The following is a 20,193-nucleotide window of genomic DNA, read 5'->3' on the forward strand; positions in this document are numbered from 1 at the left end:
GTCAGGCTCCCAGGATCTTGCCGTTGGGTTGGTAGACGGGCCAGTAGCTCTGCAGGCTCAGGTCGTTGAGCGCAGCTTTCAGGAAGCGCTGGTCGATCCACTGGTCCACGTCAAAGCGCGCACGGCTCAGCCTGAAGCGATAGGCCTGCTCGACCGCATCCTTGTAGCGGCTGACCAGGAAAGGATCGAAATTCGGGTTCAGCCGCACCCGCAAAGGCTCGCCGTCAAAGTCCTCCTTCCAGTGGTCATAAGGCGTACCCGCACGCGCCCAGGTGCGCAGCACCTCCTCGCGGTGGCTTTCGTCCGAAGCCCACCGCGCCGCCTCGACCGCTGCCTTCACCAGGTGCTGCGTGGTCTCCGGATAGCGCCCGGCGAATTCGTCGCTCACCAGTACGTGGCTTTGCCGTGTGTAGATCGGCGACTGGTACTTGCTGGAGTACAGGATGCGCACCGCGCCCTTGTCGCGCAGGCGCAGGATGTCCATGGCGCCGATGGCGGCGTCGATGTCGCGCGTGGACAGCGCCGCCAGGTAGCCGGCCGTGTCCAGGTTCAGCAGGCGCAGGTCCTTGTCCGACAGCCCGTTTGCTTCCAGCAGGCGCAGCGCGGGCAGGTGCATGTTGGTGCCCTTGAACAGCGACACGCGCTTGCCGCGCAGGTCGCTGACCGTCTTCAGCGGCGAATCGGGTGGCACCCCCACGTAGATGTTGGCGCGCACGCCGGTGGCCAGCACCAGCCGCGTCTTCAGGCCCGCGGAGCGTGCCACGATGGACGGCAGGTCGCCCTGCAGCGCGAAGTCGAGCTGGCGGTTGGCCAGCGCCTCGTTGACGGCGGGGCCGGCGCCCTTGAAGAAGAACCACTCCACGCGCGTGCCGGTCGGCTTGAACGATTCCTCCAGCCAGCCGCGCGCATGGGCAATCGCCAGCGAACTGCCGGCAAAGCTGGGCGGGGTCCCGGTGGCGGGCTGGGCCACGCCGATGCGGATCACGTCAGGCCGCGCAGTGGGGCTGGCGCTGAACGCGGACAGCGGCGACAGCGAAGCCGCCATGCCCAGCCCGGACCAGGCTGCGCAGCGCAGCATGTCGCGGCGGGTCAGCGTGTGCGGAGTATTGGCATCGGGGCGCGGGGACGTCATCGTGCGGGCCTTCTTGAAGTGGAGGACGGCTCCACGATAAGCGGCGCTGCGCGCGGACCTGAACGAATGATTCCGGCTTTGGTTATTGGCCCTGCGCATATGGCGCGCAGCGCGGCGTTGGCATATCGGCATGCAATCTTCTTCGTTGGCCGAATGTCGGTGCTGTCCTACAGTCTGCGCATTTTGATCCCTGCCAGGCTGACCGAGCCCTCACGATGAGCAATGACCTTCCTGCCGGCCGCCGGCGCTTCCTGCAGCGCGGGGCCGTACTGGGTGCCGCCGCGGCCGGCGCCGCCACCGCGGCGCGCGCTGAACCCCTGACGGTTGCGCCGTGGACGCGCATGCCGGGCGAGCCCGTGCTGTGGCATGCCTACGGCCAGCCGTCCCCGTTCGAGAAGGACGTGGTGCGGCGCAGCCGCAGCGCGGCGCCGCTGCCGGGCGCCAACTCGTCGATGACGCCGCTGCAGGACCTGCGCGGCATCATTACGCCGACCGGGCTGGTGTTCGAGCGCCATCACGCCGGCATTCCGCTGATCGACCCGGCGCAGCACCGGCTGGCGGTGCATGGGCTGGTGGCGCGCCCGCGCATCTTCACCATGGACGACCTGGTGCGCCTGCCGTCGGTGTCGCGCATCCATTTCCTGGAGTGCTCGGGCAACACCGGGCGCGAGTGGAAGGCGCCCGGCGCCAAGTCCGTGCAGATCAGCCACGGCCTGCTGTCTTGCTGTGAGTGGACCGGCGTGCCGTTGTCCGTGGTGCTGGACGAGGTCGGCGTGGCGCCGGATGCGGCATGGGTGCTGGCCGAAGGTGCCGACGGCGCGGCCATGACGCGCAGCGTGCCGCTGGCCAAGGCGCTGGAAGATGCGCTGCTGGTCTACGCGCAGAACGGCGAAATGCTGCGGCCCGAGCATGGCTATCCGCTGCGGCTGTTCCTGCCGGGTTATGAGGGCAATATGTCCATCAAGTGGCTGCGGCGCCTGAAGCTGGGGCGCGCGCCGTTCATGTCACGCGAAGAGACGTCGAAGTACACGGACTCCTTGCCCGACGGCAGCGCGCGGCAGTTCACCTTCCTGATGGACGTGAAGTCAGTGATCACCTTCCCCGCGCCGGACCACAAGCTGCGCGAGCGTGGCTTCTACGAGATCTCGGGCCTGGCGTGGTCGGGCCACGGACGGATCCGCCGCGTCGAGGTGTCGGTCGATGGCGGCCGCGGCTGGCGCGAGGCGCAGTTGCAGGAGCCGGTGCTGGACCGCGCGCTGGTGCGCTTCCGCCTGCCGTGGCGCTGGGATGGCGGGCCAGCTTCGCTGGAGAGCCGTGCCATCGACCAAGCCGGCAACGTCCAGCCCACGCCGGACCAGCTGGTGGCCGCGCGCGGCGTGGCTTCCACCTATCACTACAACGCGATCCAGCGCTGGCGCGTGGCCGCGGACGGGAGCATTGCCAATGCGCGCGCCTGAACGAATCCGTGGTACCGCTGCGGTGCTGGCGCTGGCTTGCGCTGCCCAAACGGTCCTTGCGCAGACCTACGGCATAGGCCGCCCCGCCGGCGAGCGCGATCTTGCCGCGTGGAATATCGACGTGACCCCGGACGGCGCTGGCCTGCCGCCAGGCAGCGGCACGGTCGCGCGGGGCCAGCAGGTCTATGCGCAGCACTGTGCCGCGTGTCACGGCGTCAATGGCGAAGGCAAGCCGGCCGATGCGCTGGTGGGCGGGCAGGGCACGCTGCAGGACGCCGCCAGGGGCAAGGACCCCGTCAAGACCATCGGCAGCTTCTGGCCCTACGCGACCACCGTATTCGATTTCATCAACCGCGCCATGCCCTACAACGCGCCGCAGAGCCTGGCGCCAGACGAGGTCTATGCGGTCACCGCGTGGCTGCTGCACAAGAACGGCATTTTGCCCGCCGATGCGGTGCTGGATGCGCGCAGGTTGCCGCAAGTGAAGATGCCGAACCGCGATGGCTTCGTTGCGGATGCGCGTCCCGACACGGCCAACGTGCCGTGCCGCAGCGGCTGCCCCGGCAAGCCCTGATGGCCTGCCAATGTCGAGACATGGATATGCGATAAGCGGATAAGGGCCAACGCTATGATTCGTTGACCGCGCAATAGCCGGCTCTCTACAGTGCAAGCTTGTACGCGGCATCCCGGATGCCGCATCGGCTTCCCCCGTATGCCAGAGCTTGCCATGACGACCGCAACCGCCCACGCCAGTGTTTCGCGCCAGCAGAGCGCGCCGCTTTCCACCGCATTCTCCGCAGACGCAGGCAACTTCGAAATCCGTCCGCTGGACGCGCCGCTGGGCGCGGAAGTAATCGGGCTCGACTTGTCGCAGCCGTTGTCCGACGCGGATTTTGCACGCATCCATCGCGCCCACCTCGACTACCATGTGGTGGTGTTCCGCGGCCAGCAGATCACGCCGGCGCAGCAGATCGACTTCAGCCGCCGCTTCGGCCCGCTGCAGATCCACGTGCTGCACCAGTTCCAGCTGCCGGGCCATGCGGAAGTGCTGGTGGTGTCCAACGTGGTCGAGAACGGCAAGCCGATCGGGCTGGGCGATGCCGGCCACTTCTGGCATTCGGACCTGTCGTACAAGGAAAGGCCCAGCCTCGGTTCGCTGCTGCATGCGCGCGAGCTGCCCGCCGAGGGAGGCGACACGCTGTTCGCCAACATGCACCTGGCCTGGGACACGCTGCCGGCGGCGCTGCAAGGTGCCGTCGATGGGCTGCAGGCCGAGCACACCTACCTGGCGCGTTACGCCGAGCTGCAGCAGCGCAGCCCGTGGCGCCCCAACCTGACGCCGGAGCAGATTGCGCAGGTCAGGCCGGTGCTGCAGCCGGTGGTGCGCACCCATCCGGAGACCGGACGCAAGGCGCTCTTCGTCAGCGAGCACTTCACCACGCGCATCGTCGGCCTGCCCGAAGATGAAAGCAGCGAGCTGCTGGAGCAGTTGTTTGCGCACAGCGTCAAGCCTGCCCATATCTACCGCCACCAGTGGCAGCCGCACGACCTGGTGTTCTGGGACAACCGCTCGCTGCTGCATCTTGCCGCGGGCTGTCCGCCGGAACTGCGGCGCGTGATGTACCGCACCACCATCGAAGGCGACGTGCCGCGCTGAAGGCGGCAACGGTATCGCATGTCATCCCAGGGCGCTCGCAGTGGCGAGCGCCAATCCACCGAATTTCCCGGAGTCTTGATCATGTTCTCTCGTTTTTCCCGCAGGTTCGGCCTGCTGGCGCTGAGCGCCGGCCTGGCCATCACCGGCACCGCGCACGCCGAAGGCAAGCTGCGCATCGCCGAGCAGTTCGGCGTGGTCTATCTGCTGCTCAACGTGGCGCGCGACCAGCAGTTGATCGAGAAGCACGGCAAGCAGCAGGGTGTCGACATCAAGGTCGAATGGACTCAACTGTCGGGCGGCGCCGCGGTAAACGACGCGCTGCTTTCGGGTGCGATCGATATCGCCGGTGCCGGCGTGGGCCCGCTGCTGACGCTGTGGGACCGCACCCACGGCAAGCAGAACGTGCGCGGCGTGGCGTCGCTGGGCAACTTCCCGTACTACCTGGTCAGCAACAACCCCAAGGTGAAGTCGATTGCCGATTTCACCGAGAAGGACCGGATCGCGCTGCCGGCAGTGGGCGTCTCCGTGCAGTCGCGCGTGCTGCAGCTCGCCGCGGCAAAGCAATGGGGCGACAAGGATTACAACCGCCTCGACAAGTGGACGGTCGCGGTGCCACATCCGGATGCCGCCGCGGCGATCATTTCCGGCGGCACCGAGATCACCGGCCACTTCGGCAATCCGCCGTTTCAGGAGCAGGAACTGGCGGGCAACCCGAACGCGCGCATCGTGCTGAATTCTTATGACGTGCTGGGTGGCCCGAGCTCGTCCACGGTGCTGTACGCGACCGAGAAGTTCCGCCACGACAACCCCAGGACCTACCGCGCCTTCGTCGACGCGCTGGCCGAGGCCGCTGCCTTCGCCACCGCCAATCCGGAAGCCGCCGCCGATATCTACCTGCGCCAGAGCAAGGCCAGGACCGACCGCGCGCTGCTGCTGCGCGTGTTGAAGAACCCGCAGGTGCAGTTCCGCGTGGCGCCGCAGAACACCTTTGCGCTGGCCGCTTTCATGCACCGTGTGGGCGCGATCCGGAACCAGCCGAAGTCCTGGCAGGACTATTTCTTCCAGGACCCGGTCACCGCGCAAGGGAGCTGAGCATGGCCACCCACAACCTGCGCGTGGTGTCGGACCGCGCCACGCCCCTGCTGCAGGTGGAGGGCGTGTCGCTGGAGTACCGCACGCCCGAGCGCATCGTGCGCGCCACCCATCGCGTCAGCTTCGACGTGCATGCCGGCGACCGCTTCGTGCTGCTGGGCCCGTCCGGCTGCGGCAAGTCCACGCTGCTGAAGGCGGTTGCCGGGTTCGTGCCGCCCAGCGAGGGCGAGATCCGGCTGGAAGGCCGGCGTGTGCAGCAGCCCGGCCCGGACCGCATCGTGGTGTTCCAGGAGTTCGACCAGCTGCCGCCGTGGAAAACGGTGGTGCAGAACGTGATGTTCCCACTGCGGCAAGCGCGCAAGCTGTCGCGGGCGCAGGCGCGCGAGCTGGCGCTGGACAGCCTGCACAAGGTGGGGCTGGCCGATTTTGCCGATGCCTATCCGCATACGCTGTCGGGCGGCATGAAGCAGCGCGTGGCGATCGCGCGCGCACTGGCGATGCGCCCCAAGGTGCTGCTGATGGACGAGCCCTTTGCGGCGCTGGACGCGCTCACGCGCCGGCGCATGCAGGAAGAGCTGCTGGCGCTCTGGGACGACGCGGCCCTCACGCTGCTGTTCGTCACCCATTCGATCGAAGAAGCGCTGGTGGTGGGCAGCCGCATCCTGCTGCTGTCGCCGCACCCGGGCCGCGTGCGCGCGGAACTCAACAGCCACCAGTTCAGCCTGGCCAGCCAGGGCGGCGCCGAATTCCAGGCCGCCGCGCAACGCATCCATACCTTGCTGTTCGACGAGCCCGCCGCCGAGGCCGCACCGCGTGCGCGCAGCGCGGCGGGCCGCTGAACCGGGATATCGCATCATGACGCAACCGACACTGACACTGGCCGACACGCTTCGGCCCGAATACGAACGCGTGCCTGAATCCTTCACCGAGGTCCCGCTTGCGCGCGCGCTGCCGTGGCACCAGCGCCTGTGGCAACAAGGCTGGCTGCGCAAGGCGGTGATCCTGCTGGCGCTGGGGCTGATCTGGGAGCTGGTGGCGCGCGTGCAGGACAACGACCTGCTGCTGCCGTCGTGCCTGGCGACGATGCGCGCCTTTGCCGGGGCGGTGGCCAGCGGCGAGCTGCCGGGCAAGGCGGCGATTTCGCTGTCGGTGCTGCTGCGCGGCTATGCGGCCGGCATCGTGCTGGCATTCGTGCTGACCTCGCTGGCAGTGTCCACGCGCTTCGGGCGCGATGTGCTGGACACGCTCACCGCCATGTTCAACCCGCTGCCGGCGATCGCGCTATTGCCGCTGGCGCTGCTGTGGTTCGGGCTGGGCACCAGGAGCCTGGTCTTCGTGCTGGTCCATTCGGTGCTGTGGCCGCTGGCGCTGAACATGTACGCCGGCTTCCAGGCGGTGCCGCCGACGCTGCGCATGGCGGGCCGCAACTACGGCCTGCGCGGGCTGCGCTATGTCGCGCTGCTGCTGGTGCCGGCGGCGCTGCCGGCGATCCTGTCGGGCCTGAAGATCGGCTGGGCCTTTGCCTGGCGCACGCTGATCGCGGCCGAGCTGGTGTTCGGCGCATCGTCGGGGCAGGGCGGGCTGGGCTGGTTCATCTTCCAGAACCGCAATGAGCTCTATACCGACCGCGTGTTTGCGGGACTGGCCGCGGTGATCCTGATCGGACTGCTGGTGGAGGGGCTGGTGTTCACCACGCTGGAACGGCTGACCGTGCGCCGCTGGGGCATGCAGCACTAGCCTTGCCCGACGCCCGTATGAAGCGTAGGCTACGGCACCGGTAACTAACCGGAGCCCGCCCATGACCGCCATCCACCAGGCCGCCGCACAGGGATTCGCCAGCCAGGCCGATACCTACGCGCGTGGACGCCCCGAATATCCCGCTGAAATCGATACCTGGCTGCGCGGCACGCTGGGCCTGAGCGCGGACCGCACCGTGCTGGACCTGGGCGCTGGCACCGGCAAGTTTACGCGCCGGCTGGCGGAGACGGGGGCGACGGTGATCGCGGTCGAACCGGTGGCGCAGATGCGCGCGCAGCTGGCCGTGGCGCTGCCGTCGGTGCAGGCGCTGGAAGGCAGTGCCGAGGCTATCCCGCTGCCCGATGCCAGCGTCGACGCCGTGGTCTGCGCGCAGGCCTTCCACTGGTTTGCCAATGCGGGCGCGATGGCGGAAATCGGCCGCGTGCTGCGCCCCGGCGGCCGGCTCGGGCTGGTATGGAACGTGCGCGATGAAAGCGTGGAGTGGGTGGCGCAGCTGACGGCCATCATGACGCCGTACGAAGGCGATGCGCCGCGCTTCTACAAGGGCGACTGGAAGCGGGTCTTTCCCGCCGAGGGCTTCGGGCCGCTGGCGCTGCGCAGCCTGCCCTACACGCATGTGGGGGCGCCGCAGCAGGTGATCGTGGACCGGGTGATGTCGGTGAGCTTCATTGCCGCGCTGCCGGCGACTGAGCAGGCACGCGTGCGCGCACGGCTGCAGGCGGTCATCGACGGGTATCCCGCGCTGGCGGGCCGTGCCGAGGCTGCTTTCCCATATCGCACCGAGGCCTATTGCTGCGAACGGCTGGCCTGACGCTACATCGTCGCCTGCCGCACCCAGAATGCGGCGCCGTGGTGCGCAATGGCGCCGGGCTCGGGTTCCGGGGCCGTCGCGGCCGGCTGGCTGGCACGGATGCCGGCCTCGATCTGTTCCCAGATGGCCAGCATGGCGATGACCTTGGGCAGTGCGTTCACGCCCGTGGATGTCGGCAGCCAGTCCGGGCGGCAAGTGCGGAACAGCGGCTTGCCGAGCACGGCCTCGAGGCGGCGGATATGGTAGTACAGCCTTTGCGGATGGATGCGCAGCGCAAGCGCTGCGCGGGCGGCATCACGGTGCCGCATCACTGCGACATAGGCGCGCAACGACAGGAAGCTGACGCGCCGGTTGCTGGGTGGGTAAGCCATGCCTGGGCCATGGCCGGGGCATGCTTGGCGCTTGACTGAAAGCACGGTGCCCGGCGGATCGAGAGTGAATCGATCTTAGCGGGGCCTGGAAGGTGCGGCTTTCCGAATGGATCGGGGAAACTTCTGCAATGCGGGGTGGCGCGAACCGGGCTCAGTGCATCGGCAAATGGCCGATAGCGGTCAGCGCCTGCACCACCTCGGGCGACAGGCGGCGTTCCCTGCATGGCACGCCCGCGGTCTCGAGCGTGGTCCACAGGTCTGCGTCGCCGGTGACGATACGCTGCCGCAGATGGGCCAGGTATGTGTACTCCGCGGAAGTCAGCGGGCGCGGGGCGCTACGCAGGTCATCCAGGATGGCACCAAGCGAGAGGGCGGGAACGGTCATACCAGGGTCGGGAAAAGCACGGCGGTGAGACATTGCAGCGAGGGTACGGAAAGCAGCGCAGGGATTGCGCAGAGGTCAGCAACACATGATTTTATCCACCCCGTGCAGCGGCTGCTTAATCAAAAGCAGGTAACTTTCCCTCTAATTCCGCTTGCAAAGCGGGGAGTGGCGAGTACGCGCACGCAATGTGGCGGATGCGGTAGCCGAGGGGGCGGTGAAGGCGCTTGGGCCGCGGCCCTGACGGCAGCATGCGCCGGCAACGGTGTTGCAGAAAAACGCCAGCGCGCGCGGGTACGTGAACACGCGCGGCGTCTGTTGCGCGAGCTCGCCGGACGTGTGCCGGTTCATTGACACGCAGCAGATCGGATTGACAAGCCGGGATGCGTTCTATACGTTGGCGCATCGTTCCGTCATCCGGTCCAGCCTGGATCGCCGCCGCCCGCCATGCCACGCAAAGCCGCACAGGTTTCAGAAGCCGACAAGCACGCCGCCGCGGGCGGCGCCATCGCCGTGGACCGGGCGCTGTTCGTGCTGTCGGTGTTCCGTCTTGGCGATACCGCGCTGGGGCTTGCCGAACTGGCGCAGCGCAGTGGCCTGTACAAGAGCACGCTGCTGCGCTTGCTGGCCTCGCTTGAGCACGCCGGGCTGGTGCGGCGCCAGTCGGACGGGCGCTATGGCCTGGGTCCCGAGGTGGCGCGGCTCAATGCCGTCTACGCGGCGTCGTTCTCATTGGAGGCGGTGGTGATGCCGGCGCTGCGCGAGCTGGCGCGCATCACGCGTGAAAGCGCGGCCTTCCATGTCGAGCAGGGCGAGCACCGGCTGTGCCTGTACCGCGTCGATTCGCCGCAGCCGGTGCGCGACCATGTCCGCGCCGGCGAACTGCTGCCGCGCGACCGGGGCGCCGGCGCACGGGTGCTGCGTGCCTTTGCCGGCGAGCCCGGCCAGCTTTATGAACGCATCCGGCACGAGGGCGTGGCGGCACTGGTGGGCGACCGCAGCCCCGATCTTGCCGGGGTGTCGGCGCCGGTGTTCGGACCCGGCGATGTGCTGTGCGGCGCGCTGACGCTGACCTGCCCGGCCTCGCGCTATCGTGAAGACTTCCGCGTCGATGTGCTGCATGCGGCGCGCGTGCTGACCCAGGCGCTGGGCGGCACCTTTCCGGACAGCATTGCGGACAACGCCACCCCGGACTGAGCCACTGTGTGCAGCCGGCCCGACCCGGCTTGTCGGGGGTGCCACGGCCCGGCATGCGCGGGCTATCATGCGGCTGGCATTGAAAACAACGCACGTCACATGTTGTGAAAACAAGCGCGGAGATGCCTGCATCGCGCCCCTGTGGCCTGATGCCCGCTGCTCGATATTGACGGCGCGGCAAACGGCATCCTTGAGGAAGTCCCCGTGCACCTGGACCAGCAGACCATTGCGGTGGTGATGATGGTGTTTTTCTGCAGCACGCTGATTATTGCGGCGGGGCTGGTGTTCGCGCTGCGCGCGTGCGAGGCGGGGCGGTTGTGGGCGTTCGGGCACGTGCTGGTGTCGGCCGCGGGCCTGGCGCTGGCCATCAGCGCGGCCAGCGGCACGGGCCAGCTGGGCACGCTGGGGGCGTTGGCATTCGTGGCTGGCTGGCTGCTGATCTACCGCGGCGTGCGGGTCTATTACGGGGTGCCGGCCAATGCCGCGGCGCTGGCCGCCGCGGGCGTGATCGTGCTTGGCCTGACCGCGGCCACCAGCGGCATGCCCGACGGGCAGCAGATGGTGCTGCGCATTGTCTACGGCTTGCTGGCGCTGGTGTCGCTGGCCACCTTTGCGACGCTGGCGCGCGCCGGGCGCGGGCGCCGCAGCATCGGCGCGCCGCTGGTGCTGGTGGCCAGCCTGGTGCATCTGGCCACACAGCTGGCCGGCTTCAGCCATGCCATGAGCCTTCCGGTGGCGGGCGGCGCGCCGCTGACGCTGTTCTTTGCCGGGCCGGCCGGCTCGGCCTGGGTGCTGGCGCCGCTGATCGCCACCCTGCTGGGCCTGTTCGGCTTCACCGTGATGGCGATGGAGCAGATCGTCGCGCACAATGAAAGCGGTGCGCGCATGGATGCCCTGACCGGGCTGCTCAACCGCGGGGCGCTGGAGATGTCGGCACTTTCGCTGGTGGCGCGCTGGCAGCGCGACGGGCAGGCGCTGTCCTGCCTGGTGATCGACATCGATTATTTCAAGCAGGTCAACGATACCTTCGGCCACCACGCCGGCGACGCCGTGCTGCGCGAGGTTGCGCATGCGCTGGACAACTCGCGCCGCGCCTCGGACGTGGCCGGGCGCTACGGTGGCGAAGAGTTCTGCATCCTGTGCCCGCATACCGACGAGCAGCAGGCCTCGGCGCTGGCCAACCGGATCCTGCGCAAGGTGCGCGCGATTGAACTGCCCGCCGGGCATGGCCATGCCAGCGTCAGCATTGGCGTGGCGCAGCTGCGCGGCGGCGCGGGCAGCAAGGAAGCGCTGTGGCGCCTGTTGTTTGCCGATGCCGACCGCGCCCTCTACCACGCCAAGGAACATGGGCGCGACCGCTATGTGCTGGCCTCGTCCATGGCGGCGCCGGCGGCCGCGAGCGCATTGCCCGCGCCGCTGCTGGAGCCAGAGCCCGACCTGGCCGGCTGACCCCGCTATGCCTGCCGGCCTGGCTCCGGCACGTCGCGCTGCGGCGCACCGTCATAGGTCCACAGGAACTGGCGCGGCATCGGGCCCTTGTTGCGCCCGCCCTCGCAGGTCTGCTCCCAGGCATGCGCGAGGATGCCGACCGAGCGTGACAGGCAGAACAGCCCCCGCGCCAGCGGTGCGGCAAAACCCAGCTCGGCATAGATCACCGCGGTGGCGCCATCGATATTCATCGGGATGGGTTTGCCGCGGCCGGCACCCAGCGCCGCCTCGACCGCGCGCGCGATCCCCGCGTAGCGCCCGCTGACCACGCCGTTGGCCGCGGCCTGGTCGACCAGCGCCAGCAGCCGTGGCGCACGCGGGTCGACCGGGTGGAAACGGTGGCCAAAGCCGGCAATGAACTTGCCGTGCAGGTCGCGGTAGTGCTGCAGCGCGGCGGCGACGGCGTCGTCCATGGCGCCGCCCGCATCCAGCCGCTGCGCCACGTCCTGGTACAGCGCCACCGCCTGTTCGCCGGCGCCGCCGTGCACGTCGCCCAGCACGTTGACGGCGGAAGCCATGGCGTTGTTCAGTCCCACGCCGCAGGTGGCCGCCATGCGTGCGATGGCAATGCTGGGCGCCTGCGGGCCGTGGTCGACCGCGGCCATCAGCGCCGCGTCCAGCAGCTCGCCCTGCCCGGGGCCGGGCAGCTCGCCGCGCAGCATCAGCCAGATCATCTGCGCAAACGAGACCCGGCCGATCAGCTGTTCGATCGGGTAGCCGCGGTAGCGGATCTCGCCCGGGCGCATGTCGATGATGCCGGTGCGCCACCAGTCCTGCGACCGGCGCTGGCCCGGGTCCATGGCGTCATCCTGGGGATGGCCGGGGTGGCGGTCGGTGTCGATGCCGCTCATATCGCGCGCTCCTCGCTCAGTTGGTCGATGTCCGCATCGCTATAGCCCAGGCTGGCCAGCACCTGTCGCGTATGCTGGCCCAGCTCCGGCGGCGGCGTGTCCACGGCCGGCGCTGCGCGGTTGAGCTTGAAGCCGGTGCGCACCACGCGGATATCGCGGCCCACGCCGGGCGCATCGGCAAATTCGCCGATCATGCCGCGCTCGCGCACCTGCGGATGGGCCAGTGTCTGCGGCACGTCCAGCACCGGGCCGGCGGGCACGCCGGCCCCGGTCAGCAGCGGCCACCATTCGGTGGCCGGCTTTTTCGCCAGCTCTGCTTCCAGCGCTTGTGTCAGTTCCCCCCGGTTGGCCAGCCGGGCCTGGCGCTGCGCGAAGCGCGGATCGGCGGCCAGCTCGGGGCGGCCCAGCACGCGGCACACGGCTTCAAACTGTTCCTGCTTGTTGGCCGCGATATTGAGCAGCCCGTCCGCGGTGCGGAAGGTGCCCGACGGGCTGGCGGTCATGTTCTCGTTGCCCATCGGCGCCGGCACCTTGCCGGCGATCAGGTGGTTGGATACCACCCAGCCCATGGTGGCCAGCGTGGCTTCCAGCATCGAAACGTCGATGAAATAGCCTTCGGTGCGCTGGTGGTCCGCCAGCGCCGCCGACACCGCCAGCGCCGCGGTCAGCCCGCCGATGGTGTCCGAGACCGGATAGCCGACCCGCAACGGTGCGCTCTGCGCATCGCCGGTAATGCTCATCACGCCGGCCATGCCCTGGATGATCTGGTCATAGGCCGGCAGCCCGGCCAGCGGCCCGTCCTGGCCAAAACCGGAAATCGCGCAGTAGATCAGGCGCGGGTTGTCCTGCTTCAGGGTCTCGTAGCCCAGCCCGAGCCGGTCCATCACGCCGGGGCGGAAGTTTTCCACCACCACGTCGGCGCTTTGCACCAGCTTGCGGAACACCTCCTTGCCGCGCGCGTGCTTCAGGTTGAGGGTGACCGACTGCTTGCCGGGGTTCTGGGCCAGGAACGACACGCCCATCAGGCGCTGGTTCAGCCCGGCATCGGCGCCCAGCTGCCGGGCCAGGTCGCCGCTGCCGGGGGTTTCCACCTTGATGACTTCGGCGCCCAGGTGGGCAAGCTGGTGGCAGCAGAATGGCCCGGCCAGCACATTGGTGAGGTCGAGCACGCGGATATGGCGCAGGGGCTTTTGCATAGGGCTACGTCCGGCCGCGCGTTCCTTGATGTTCCGTAGAACAGAACGACGGTCTTTAATAAAGAACAGGCGCAGGATAGGAGGGCCATGCTGGCGTGTCAAGGCACGCGCCGGCCCCTGCCGGGGCCGGACTTGCAGGAACGGGAATTACAGGAACGTGAACACCTCTTCCCGCGACAGACGCGACTTCGGCAGCGCGGCGTTGAAGTCCTGCGCGCTGCGATAGCCCAGGCTGACCAGCGCCACGCTGGTCAGTCCGCGCTCGCGCAGGCCCAGTTCGAGGTCGAGCGGGCCAGTATCGATGCCTTCCATCGGCGTGGCGTCCACGCCCAGCGCGGCCGCGGCCATCAGCAGGCCGCCCAGCGCCAGGTAGACCTGGTGCGTCATCCAGTGCTGCAGGTCGCGCAGGTCATAGCGGTGCACGTCGACAAAGCCGCGGCGGGCCTTGTCCGTGCCGGCGCGGGCAGCTTCATCGGCAAAACGCCCGTCGCGCTGCTCGGCCGCCAGGATGCCGGCCAGGTGGGCGGCATCCATTTCCGTGCGCACGCACAGCGCGATCACATGCGAGGCGTCCTGGATCTTCTGCGTGTTGTAGGGGTGGCGGTCGGCGGTGGCGCGCGTCATCCGGGCCCGGCCTTCGGGCGTGGCGGCAACCACGAAGTGCCACGGCTGGGAATTGACCGAGGACGGGCTCTTGTGCAGCACGGCGAGCAGCTGGTCCACGGTGGCCTGGGGCAGGGTGCGGCCTGCCTCGAAGGCTTTTGTGGCATAGCGGGTGTCGACAATGTCGGAAAGATTCATGACGAGGCTCCAGGTGGTAGTGGGTGATGCAGGCAGCACCACGCCAAGGACGCCATGGTCCCAGTTGCCGTGCCATTGAAAAAGAGACATCTGCTTAGTACTGCCTTCAATGAATGTTTGAAAATAGCTTCCCGACAACACCGTCTGCCCGCCAGCCCTCCACGGTCCGCGCGACTGCCCTACAATGACGCCCCCGCCCGCGGCGGCCTTGCGCCGTGCGGGCCACTTTGTCTTGCAGGGAACGGAATCAATGATGTCAAACGCATGCGGCCTGGACTTCGGCACGTCCAATTCAACGGTCGGCTGGAGCCATCCGGAGCGGCCGGCGGCGCTGCTGCCGCTGGAGGACGGCAAGGTGACGCTGCCCTCGGTGATCTTCTTTCACGCGGAGGACCCGCTGGTCAGCTATGGCCGCGCCGCGCTGGGCGATTACCTGGCCGGCTATGAAGGCCGGCTGATGCGTTCGCTCAAGAGCCTGCTGGGCACCTCGATGATGGACGACAGCACCGAGGTGATGGGCCAGGCCATGCCGTTCCGCAAGCTGCTGGCGCACTTCATCCGCGAGCTGAAGACGCGTGCCGAGCAGGCCGCCGGCACGGAGTTTTCGCGCGCCGTGCTGGGCCGCCCGGTATTCTTCATCGACGAGAACCCGGCCGCCGACCAGCTGGCCGAAGACACGCTGGCCGAGATCGCGCGCGACGCGGGCTTCGGCGAGATCGCGTTCCAGTACGAACCGATCGCCGCGGCCTTCGACTACGAGGCCCGGATCACGCGTGAGGAACTGGTGCTGGTGGCCGACATCGGCGGCGGCACCTCGGACTTCTCGCTGGTGCGCCTGTCGCCCGAGCGCGCCGCGCGCAGCGACCGGCGCGACGACATTCTGGCCAACGGCGGCGTGCATATCGGCGGCACTGACTTCGACCGCTCGCTCAGCCTGGCGCGCGCAATGCCGCTGCTGGGCCTGGGCAGCGCGCTGCGCAACGGCAAGGCGATGCCGTCCAGCCAGTATTTCGACCTGGCCAGCTGGCACACCATCAACCTGGTCTATACGCGCAAGGCGTGGTCGCTGGTGATGGACAACTACCGCGACGCGGCGGATACGGTGAAGCTCGACCGCCTGGTGCGGCTGATCCGCGAGCGTGCCGGGCACTGGCTGGCAATCCAGATGGAAGCCGCCAAGATCGCTTTGTCCGACGCCGGCAGCACCGACGTGGACCTGCACCGGCTGGAACAGGGGCTGACGCTGACCATTACGCGCGACGAGTTCGATGCGTCGATCGACAAGCTGGTGGCGAAGACCGAACAGACCGTGCAGAAGCTGCTGGTGGATGCCGGCGTGGATGGCGCCGCGGTCGATACCATCTTCTTCACCGGCGGCTCCAGCAGCGTGCCACTGCTGCGCCAGCGGCTGGCGGCGCTGTTGCCGCAAGCGCGTTGCGTGGAAGGGGACCGGTTTGGCAGCATCGGCAGCGGGCTGGCGCTGGATGCGGTGCGCAAGTTTGGGTGAGGGGCGGGCGCGCAGGCCTGTCGCTATAGCGCGCAGCGTGTTGGCTCCCCTCTCCCGCCTGCGGGAGAGGGGAGCCTTTCGTCGGCAAGTTCAGGTGTCAGCCTGCTGCGCCCGCATGTCGCGCAAGCCGTACGCATCCCCCAACGCCAGCCTCGCCGCCCGCAACGCCCCGCGCGCGGACGCGGCGTCGCCGGCCAGGCGCAGCAGCGCCGGCAATTCCCACGGCGCGCGCAGCAGCCCGCCCAGCACCGCGCCCACATCGGTCTTGCCGTCTTCACCCATGCCCGCCGCCGCGGCAGCCGGGACCTCACGACTGGCCGGGTCGATCACCACGCGGCAAGCCGCGAACGGCAGCCGGCAAGCCGCCGCCATGCGCGCGGCGAGGTGCGATTCCATGTCGACGCAGAGCGCCCCCGTGGTCCGGTGCAGCATCTGCTTGGCGGCAACCGAAAGCACCGGCTGGTCCGCGCCAGCAAGCATCCCGACCCTGGCATGCGGCAGTGCCGCGTGCATTGCCCGGGTCCAGGTCAGGTCGGTGTCGTAGCGTTCGGCTGCCGCGCAGACCGAGTCCGCCAGCACGAGATCGCCCGGCGTCAGCGCGGGGTCCAGCCCGCCCGCCACGCCAAAGCTGAGGATGCCCATGCAGTGCCGGCTCGCCATCGCGGAAACGCCTTGTTCCAGGGCAAGGCCGCGCAGGCCGTGCACCACGCGGCAATGCGGGCCAGCGGCGATGCGCGCCTCGAAAGCCATGCCGGTGACGACCAGCACGAACGGTGCCGTCATAGCCCCCACGACACCTGGTGCGCGCCGCCGCGCTGCAGGTTGCGGTAGCGCGCCAGCGCCCACAGCGGGAAGTAGCGCGCATAGCCGTGATAGCGCAGGTAGAACACGCGCGGAAAGCCCACGGCGGTAAAGCGTGGCTCATGCCACAGCCCGCCGGATTGCTGCGTGCGCAGCAGGTAGTCGATGCCGCGCGCCACCGCGGCATGCTGCGCGGCGCCGGCTGCCATCAGCGCCAGCAGCGCCCATGCGGTCTGCGAGGCCGCACTCGGCGCGGGCTCATAGCCGCGGTAATCGAGCCGGTAGCTGCTGCCGTCCTCGCCCCAGCCGCCGTCGGCGTTCTGGATCTGCTCGAGCCACGCCACGGCGCGGCGCATCTCGGGGGTTTCCGGTGCCAGGCCCGCGGCGTTCAGCGCGCACAGGGCGCTCCAGGTGCCGTAGATATAGTTGGTGCCCCAGCGGCCGAACCAGCTGCCGTCGGGCATCTGCTCGGCCAGCAGGTAGCGCAGGGCACGCGCGGCGGGTTCGCTCTTGGCGGGTGTGGCGCCGATCTGGCACAGCATCGACAGGCAGCGCGCGGACACGTCCGCGGTGGGCGGGTCCAGCAGCGCGCCATGGTCGGCAAAGGGGATGTTGTTCAGGTAGAGATGCGTGTTCTCGGGCTCGAACGCGCCCCAGCCGCCGTCACTGCTTTGCATGCCGACGATCCATTCGGCGGCGCGCGCCACGGCTTCGTCATAGCGGCCCGGCACATCGTGCGCGCGCATGTGGCGGTCCATCGCGGCGGCCACCACGGCGGTGTCGTCCACGTCCGGGTAATAGGCATTGGCGTACTGGAAGGCCCAGCCGCCGGGGCGCACCAGCGGACGGCGCACGGACCAGTCGCCGCGCACGTCCAGCACCTGCAGCGGCCTGAGCCAGTCCAGGCCGTGCCCGGCCGCGGCGGTTGCGCGTGCCTCGCCGGTTTCCAGCAGCGCGTGCGCGGCCAGTGCGGTATCCCACACCGGCGACAGGCAGGGCTGGCAATAAGCTTCGTCGCCGTGCTCGACCAGCTGCCGCTCGACCGATTGCCGCGCCACCGCGCGCGCCGGGTCGTCCGGCGGCACGCCCAGCACGTCGAACATCATCACGCTGTTGGCCATTGCCGGGAAGATGGCGCCCAGGCCGTCCTCGCCGTTGAGCCGCTCACGCACGAAGGCCTGCGCCGCGGCAATGGCGCGCCGGCGCAGCGCGCGCGGGAAGAGCGGCTCGGCCACGCGCAGCAGCGCGTCCAGGCCGCGGAACACGGTGTACCAGCCAGCGTGCTGGTGCGCCGCGCGCGGCGGCAGTCCCACCGTATGGCAGTTGCCGACGAACAGCTCATTGATGCCGACCCCGCGCGGGTTGCGCGCCTGCGGGCGCAGGCTGTTCAGCACCAGCAGCGGCACGATCACCGTGCGCGCCCAGTACGAGACCTTGGACAGGTGGAACGGAAACCACTGCGGCAGCAGCATGATCTCGGCCGGCATCATCGGCACCGCCGACCACGGCATCACGCCGTACAGGGCCAGCAGCGTGCGCGTGAAGACATTGCTGGCCTCGGCGCCGCCCAGCGCGTGGACGGCCCGGCGCGCGCGCTGCATATGCGCGGCCTGGGGGTCGTCGCCGGCCATCTTCAGCGCGAAATAGGCCTTCACGCTGGCGCTGACGTCGGAGCGGCCTTCATGGAACAGTGGCCAGCCGCCATCCGGATTCTGGATGCGGCGCAGGTAGCGGGCAAGGCGGGCTTCAAGCTCCAGGTCAGGGGCTTCGCCGAGGTAGTGCACCATCAGCACGTATTCGGCGGGAATGGTGGCGTCGGCTTCCAGTTCGTAGACCCAGTGGCCGTCGGGACGCTGCTGGTGCAGCAGCGCGTCGGTCGCGCGGCCGATGCCGTGGTCCAGTGCCTGCGCGGCGCCGCGCGGCGAGGGGCTGTCGCCCGCGCTGGCCGGCTCGATCCGTGGCACTGCCGTGGCAAAGGCGGTCTCGTTCATCGACATGCAGACTCCTTGTGCCGGTGCACGGCGCGGCCGCGCCCGGCAGGCATCGGGTGCGGCGCTCAGCCAATGGCGTGGCGCAGCACGATCCAGAGCAATTGGGCGCGCGGCAGGCGCACGCGCTGGCGCGGCGCGCGCCAGCCCTGCGAGCGCAGCCGCGCCAGGATGCGGTGGTAGACCTCGGCCATGATGCGCGGCGAGCGCACCTGCCGGGACGGGCAGCGCGCCATGATGGCGTAGGCCTGGTCGTAGTGCGACTGGGCCTCGCGCGCCACGGCCGCGCAGGCCTGGCCGACGGCGGGGTGGGCCACCACGGCCTGGGGCGTGTCCGCCCCGATGCCGGCCGCGGCCAGCGCCTGCGCCGGCAGGTAGAGCCGGCCGATGGCAGCGTCTTCGTCGATATCGCGCAGGATATTGGTCAGCTGCAGCGCGCGGCCCAGGTGGTGCGCAAGCGCAATGCCGCACGCTTCTTCCAGGCCGAACACGCGCACCGCCAGCCGGCCGACAGCGCTGGCGACGCGATCGCAATACAGGTCAAGGGTGGCCGCGTCGGGGGCGCGGATGTCCTGCACCACGTCCATGGTCATGCCGTCGATCACGGCGAGGAAATCCTGCTGCTGCAGGTGGAAGGCCCGGATCTGCGCAGTCAGCGGCTGCAGGGCGCGAGGCGGATCGCCGGTGTAGCAGGCGGCGATGTCGTGGCGCCAGGCATCCAGGGCGGCAAGACGCTCGGCGTGCGGTGCGTTGCCGTCGGCGATGTCGTCGACCGCGCGGCAGAACGCATAGATCTCGAACATGGCCTGGCGCTGCGCTGGCGGCAGGATGCGCAGCGCGGCATGGAAGGAACTTCCGGCCGAGGCCGCCGGGCCCGCCTGGCTGCCATGATCGGCGACGGGGGTGTCTTGCGTTGCGATTTGAGTACCGGCCACGTAACTCCTCGACACGCTGCATACTGTCCCGCACTGACCGCGCAGCATCATGCGCGCCCACTGGCGGGAGGGTGGTTGTGGGTCGGCCGATTATAGCAATTTCACCTGTTGCAAGACCGCCTCATCCGCGGCCCCGGTGCCGGCGCGCCAATAAAAAAGCCCCGCGCCGAAGCTGCGGGGCCTTCCTTCCGGCCGGTCCGCCGGACCGGCCCGGATTCCACCGGTATCAGAGGGCCTGAATCTTGGTGGCTTGCTCGCCCTTCTGGCCCATGGCCTTGACGTAGCGTACCTTCTGGCCTTCCTTCAACGACTTGAAGCCATTGCCTTCAATGGCGGAGAAGTGCGCGAACAGATCATTGCCGCCTTCATCCGGCGTGATGAAGCCGAAGCCCTTGGCGTCGTTGAACCACTTAACGGTACCGGTTTCCATATCTATCTCAACCTTGAATTTCAAAATGAGCGAAAACGCTCGTTATACACCGTGTGCAACGCACCCAGCGGATCCTTTTTATGTTCCCCGCCAGCGCATTCCATATGACTTCGATATGTCGCTGTCGTGACAACCGAAAACGTCACGGAACGACAACACCAAAAGACACACCGCATGGGCGCTGCACAAGTGGGAATCATTCTGCCGAATTTTCCCGGCGTGTCAATCAGGCTAAGCGCCTAATCATGATGAGAGGTTCCGATAGGAGATATTAGCGTTTTCTACTTCGGCTTCAGTTCAGTGAATTCCCTGATTTTCTATTGGCGGGTTTGGTAGTGC

The 20,193-nt window shown here is 68.7% G+C and carries 20 protein-coding genes; 10 read left to right on the forward strand and 10 right to left on the reverse strand.

All coding sequences use genetic code 11. The features are described 5' to 3' along the window. Position 1: 1 nt before the first annotated feature. Positions 2-1,132: an ABC transporter substrate-binding protein gene (locus A3A5_RS0100385; protein ID WP_018308681.1), complete on the reverse strand. Its 1,131-nt coding sequence runs from the start codon at positions 1,130-1,132 to the stop codon at positions 2-4. A 215-nt stretch (positions 1,133-1,347) separates the two neighbouring features. Between A3A5_RS0100385 and soxC the strand changes: the two genes are divergently transcribed. From soxC to A3A5_RS0100420, 7 genes are all read left to right on the forward strand, one after another. After that, entirely contained in the window at positions 1,348-2,589 is a 1,242-nt protein-coding gene (soxC, locus tag A3A5_RS0100390; RefSeq protein WP_018308682.1) for a sulfite dehydrogenase, read from the forward strand. Then, positions 2,576-3,163 carry a c-type cytochrome gene (locus tag A3A5_RS0100395; RefSeq protein WP_018308683.1) on the forward strand — a complete coding sequence of 196 codons (588 nt, stop codon included), beginning with the start codon at positions 2,576-2,578 and terminating at the stop codon, positions 3,161-3,163. The genes soxC and A3A5_RS0100395 overlap by 14 nt, the downstream gene beginning before the upstream one ends. Positions 3,164-3,316: 153 nt before the next feature. Further along, positions 3,317-4,246, forward strand: coding sequence for a TauD/TfdA family dioxygenase (locus A3A5_RS0100400; RefSeq protein WP_026200315.1), 930 nt, complete (start codon positions 3,317-3,319; stop codon positions 4,244-4,246). A gap of 81 nt (positions 4,247-4,327) precedes the next feature. Next, positions 4,328-5,338: an ABC transporter substrate-binding protein gene (locus A3A5_RS0100405; RefSeq protein WP_018308685.1), complete on the forward strand. Its 1,011-nt coding sequence runs from the start codon at positions 4,328-4,330 to the stop codon at positions 5,336-5,338. A 2-nt stretch (positions 5,339-5,340) separates the two neighbouring features. After that, positions 5,341-6,177 (forward strand): ABC transporter ATP-binding protein, encoded by an 837-nt coding sequence (locus tag A3A5_RS0100410; RefSeq protein ID WP_018308686.1) that lies wholly within the window; start codon positions 5,341-5,343, stop codon positions 6,175-6,177. Positions 6,178-6,193: 16 nt separating this feature from the next. Beyond that, the gene (locus A3A5_RS0100415; protein ID WP_026200316.1) at positions 6,194-7,075 is read left to right on the forward strand and encodes an ABC transporter permease; all 882 of its coding nucleotides are present in this window, start codon (positions 6,194-6,196) and stop codon (positions 7,073-7,075) included. A 61-nt stretch (positions 7,076-7,136) separates the two neighbouring features. Then, a complete protein-coding gene (locus A3A5_RS0100420) occupies positions 7,137-7,907 on the forward strand; it encodes a class I SAM-dependent methyltransferase (protein ID WP_018308688.1) in 771 nt (256 codons plus the stop codon). 2 nt (positions 7,908-7,909) lie between these two features. Here the strand turns inward: A3A5_RS0100420 and A3A5_RS0100425 are convergent, their stop codons facing one another. After that, positions 7,910-8,278, reverse strand: a complete 369-nt coding sequence (locus A3A5_RS0100425; protein ID WP_018308689.1) for a LysR family transcriptional regulator — start codon at positions 8,276-8,278, stop codon at positions 7,910-7,912. A gap of 151 nt (positions 8,279-8,429) precedes the next feature. After that, positions 8,430-8,663, reverse strand: coding sequence for a hypothetical protein (locus tag A3A5_RS0100430; RefSeq protein ID WP_010810922.1), 234 nt, complete (start codon positions 8,661-8,663; stop codon positions 8,430-8,432). Between the two features lie 444 nt (positions 8,664-9,107). Here A3A5_RS0100430 and A3A5_RS0100435 point away from each other — a divergent pair, with 444 nt between their 5' ends. Both A3A5_RS0100435 and A3A5_RS0100440 read left to right on the forward strand, forming a co-directional pair. Beyond that, the gene (locus A3A5_RS0100435) at positions 9,108-9,857 is read left to right on the forward strand and encodes an IclR family transcriptional regulator (protein ID WP_018308690.1); all 750 of its coding nucleotides are present in this window, start codon (positions 9,108-9,110) and stop codon (positions 9,855-9,857) included. Positions 9,858-10,061: 204 nt separating this feature from the next. Then, the gene (locus tag A3A5_RS0100440) at positions 10,062-11,306 is read left to right on the forward strand and encodes a diguanylate cyclase (RefSeq protein ID WP_018308691.1); all 1,245 of its coding nucleotides are present in this window, start codon (positions 10,062-10,064) and stop codon (positions 11,304-11,306) included. A 5-nt stretch (positions 11,307-11,311) separates the two neighbouring features. On the opposite strand, the gene A3A5_RS0100445 is transcribed toward A3A5_RS0100440, so the two are convergent. From A3A5_RS0100445 to A3A5_RS0100455, 3 genes are all read right to left on the reverse strand, one after another. After that, a complete protein-coding gene (locus tag A3A5_RS0100445; RefSeq protein ID WP_018308692.1) occupies positions 11,312-12,196 on the reverse strand; it encodes a citryl-CoA lyase in 885 nt (294 codons plus the stop codon). Beyond that, positions 12,193-13,392, reverse strand: a complete 1,200-nt coding sequence (locus tag A3A5_RS0100450) for a CaiB/BaiF CoA-transferase family protein (RefSeq protein ID WP_018308693.1) — start codon at positions 13,390-13,392, stop codon at positions 12,193-12,195. The genes A3A5_RS0100445 and A3A5_RS0100450 overlap by 4 nt, the downstream gene beginning before the upstream one ends. A gap of 147 nt (positions 13,393-13,539) precedes the next feature. Beyond that, positions 13,540-14,193, reverse strand: coding sequence for an oxygen-insensitive NAD(P)H-dependent nitroreductase NfsB (locus A3A5_RS0100455; protein WP_018308694.1), 654 nt, complete (start codon positions 14,191-14,193; stop codon positions 13,540-13,542). A gap of 250 nt (positions 14,194-14,443) precedes the next feature. Between A3A5_RS0100455 and A3A5_RS0100460 the strand changes: the two genes are divergently transcribed. Next, the gene (locus tag A3A5_RS0100460; RefSeq protein WP_026200317.1) at positions 14,444-15,700 is read left to right on the forward strand and encodes an Hsp70 family protein; all 1,257 of its coding nucleotides are present in this window, start codon (positions 14,444-14,446) and stop codon (positions 15,698-15,700) included. Between the two features lie 90 nt (positions 15,701-15,790). Here the strand turns inward: A3A5_RS0100460 and A3A5_RS0100465 are convergent, their stop codons facing one another. From A3A5_RS0100465 to A3A5_RS0100480, 4 genes are all read right to left on the reverse strand, one after another. After that, on the reverse strand, positions 15,791-16,483 hold the full coding sequence (locus tag A3A5_RS0100465) for a phosphorylase (RefSeq protein ID WP_018308696.1): 693 nt from the start codon (positions 16,481-16,483) through the stop codon (positions 15,791-15,793). After that, positions 16,480-18,498 carry a squalene--hopene cyclase gene (gene shc / locus A3A5_RS0100470; RefSeq protein WP_018308697.1) on the reverse strand — a complete coding sequence of 673 codons (2,019 nt, stop codon included), beginning with the start codon at positions 18,496-18,498 and terminating at the stop codon, positions 16,480-16,482. The genes A3A5_RS0100465 and shc overlap by 4 nt, the downstream gene beginning before the upstream one ends. Before the next feature lie 59 nt (positions 18,499-18,557). After that, positions 18,558-19,424 carry a presqualene diphosphate synthase HpnD gene (gene hpnD, locus A3A5_RS0100475; RefSeq protein WP_018308698.1) on the reverse strand — a complete coding sequence of 289 codons (867 nt, stop codon included), beginning with the start codon at positions 19,422-19,424 and terminating at the stop codon, positions 18,558-18,560. Between the two features lie 226 nt (positions 19,425-19,650). Then, complete coding sequence (locus tag A3A5_RS0100480; protein ID WP_010810931.1) at positions 19,651-19,854, reverse strand: cold-shock protein; 204 nt, start codon at positions 19,852-19,854, stop codon at positions 19,651-19,653. Positions 19,855-20,193 lie beyond the last annotated feature (339 nt).

This window comes from Cupriavidus sp. UYPR2.512 (assembly GCF_000379565.1).
Lineage (GTDB): Bacteria > Pseudomonadota > Gammaproteobacteria > Burkholderiales > Burkholderiaceae > Cupriavidus.

Excerpts from the sequence above, each read along its gene's own strand:
- A3A5_RS0100385 (WP_018308681.1), bottom strand. The coding sequence starts at position 1,132 with ATGACGTCCCCGCGCCCCGATGCCAATACTCCGCACACGCTGACCCGC.
- soxC (WP_018308682.1), top strand. The coding sequence starts at position 1,348 with ATGAGCAATGACCTTCCTGCCGGCCGCCGGCGCTTCCTGCAGCGCGGG.
- A3A5_RS0100395 (WP_018308683.1), top strand. The coding sequence starts at position 2,576 with ATGCGCGCGCCTGAACGAATCCGTGGTACCGCTGCGGTGCTGGCGCTG.
- A3A5_RS0100400 (WP_026200315.1), top strand. The coding sequence starts at position 3,317 with ATGACGACCGCAACCGCCCACGCCAGTGTTTCGCGCCAGCAGAGCGCG.
- A3A5_RS0100405 (WP_018308685.1), top strand. The coding sequence starts at position 4,328 with ATGTTCTCTCGTTTTTCCCGCAGGTTCGGCCTGCTGGCGCTGAGCGCC.
- A3A5_RS0100410 (WP_018308686.1), top strand. The coding sequence starts at position 5,341 with ATGGCCACCCACAACCTGCGCGTGGTGTCGGACCGCGCCACGCCCCTG.
- A3A5_RS0100415 (WP_026200316.1), top strand. The coding sequence starts at position 6,194 with ATGACGCAACCGACACTGACACTGGCCGACACGCTTCGGCCCGAATAC.
- A3A5_RS0100420 (WP_018308688.1), top strand. The coding sequence starts at position 7,137 with ATGACCGCCATCCACCAGGCCGCCGCACAGGGATTCGCCAGCCAGGCC.
- A3A5_RS0100425 (WP_018308689.1), bottom strand. The coding sequence starts at position 8,278 with ATGGCTTACCCACCCAGCAACCGGCGCGTCAGCTTCCTGTCGTTGCGC.
- A3A5_RS0100430 (WP_010810922.1), bottom strand. The coding sequence starts at position 8,663 with ATGACCGTTCCCGCCCTCTCGCTTGGTGCCATCCTGGATGACCTGCGT.
- A3A5_RS0100435 (WP_018308690.1), top strand. The coding sequence starts at position 9,108 with ATGCCACGCAAAGCCGCACAGGTTTCAGAAGCCGACAAGCACGCCGCC.
- A3A5_RS0100445 (WP_018308692.1), bottom strand. The coding sequence starts at position 12,196 with ATGAGCGGCATCGACACCGACCGCCACCCCGGCCATCCCCAGGATGAC.
- A3A5_RS0100450 (WP_018308693.1), bottom strand. The coding sequence starts at position 13,392 with ATGCAAAAGCCCCTGCGCCATATCCGCGTGCTCGACCTCACCAATGTG.
- A3A5_RS0100455 (WP_018308694.1), bottom strand. The coding sequence starts at position 14,193 with ATGAATCTTTCCGACATTGTCGACACCCGCTATGCCACAAAAGCCTTC.
- A3A5_RS0100460 (WP_026200317.1), top strand. The coding sequence starts at position 14,444 with ATGATGTCAAACGCATGCGGCCTGGACTTCGGCACGTCCAATTCAACG.
- A3A5_RS0100465 (WP_018308696.1), bottom strand. The coding sequence starts at position 16,483 with ATGACGGCACCGTTCGTGCTGGTCGTCACCGGCATGGCTTTCGAGGCG.
- shc (WP_018308697.1), bottom strand. The coding sequence starts at position 18,498 with ATGTCGATGAACGAGACCGCCTTTGCCACGGCAGTGCCACGGATCGAG.
- A3A5_RS0100480 (WP_010810931.1), bottom strand. The coding sequence starts at position 19,854 with ATGGAAACCGGTACCGTTAAGTGGTTCAACGACGCCAAGGGCTTCGGC.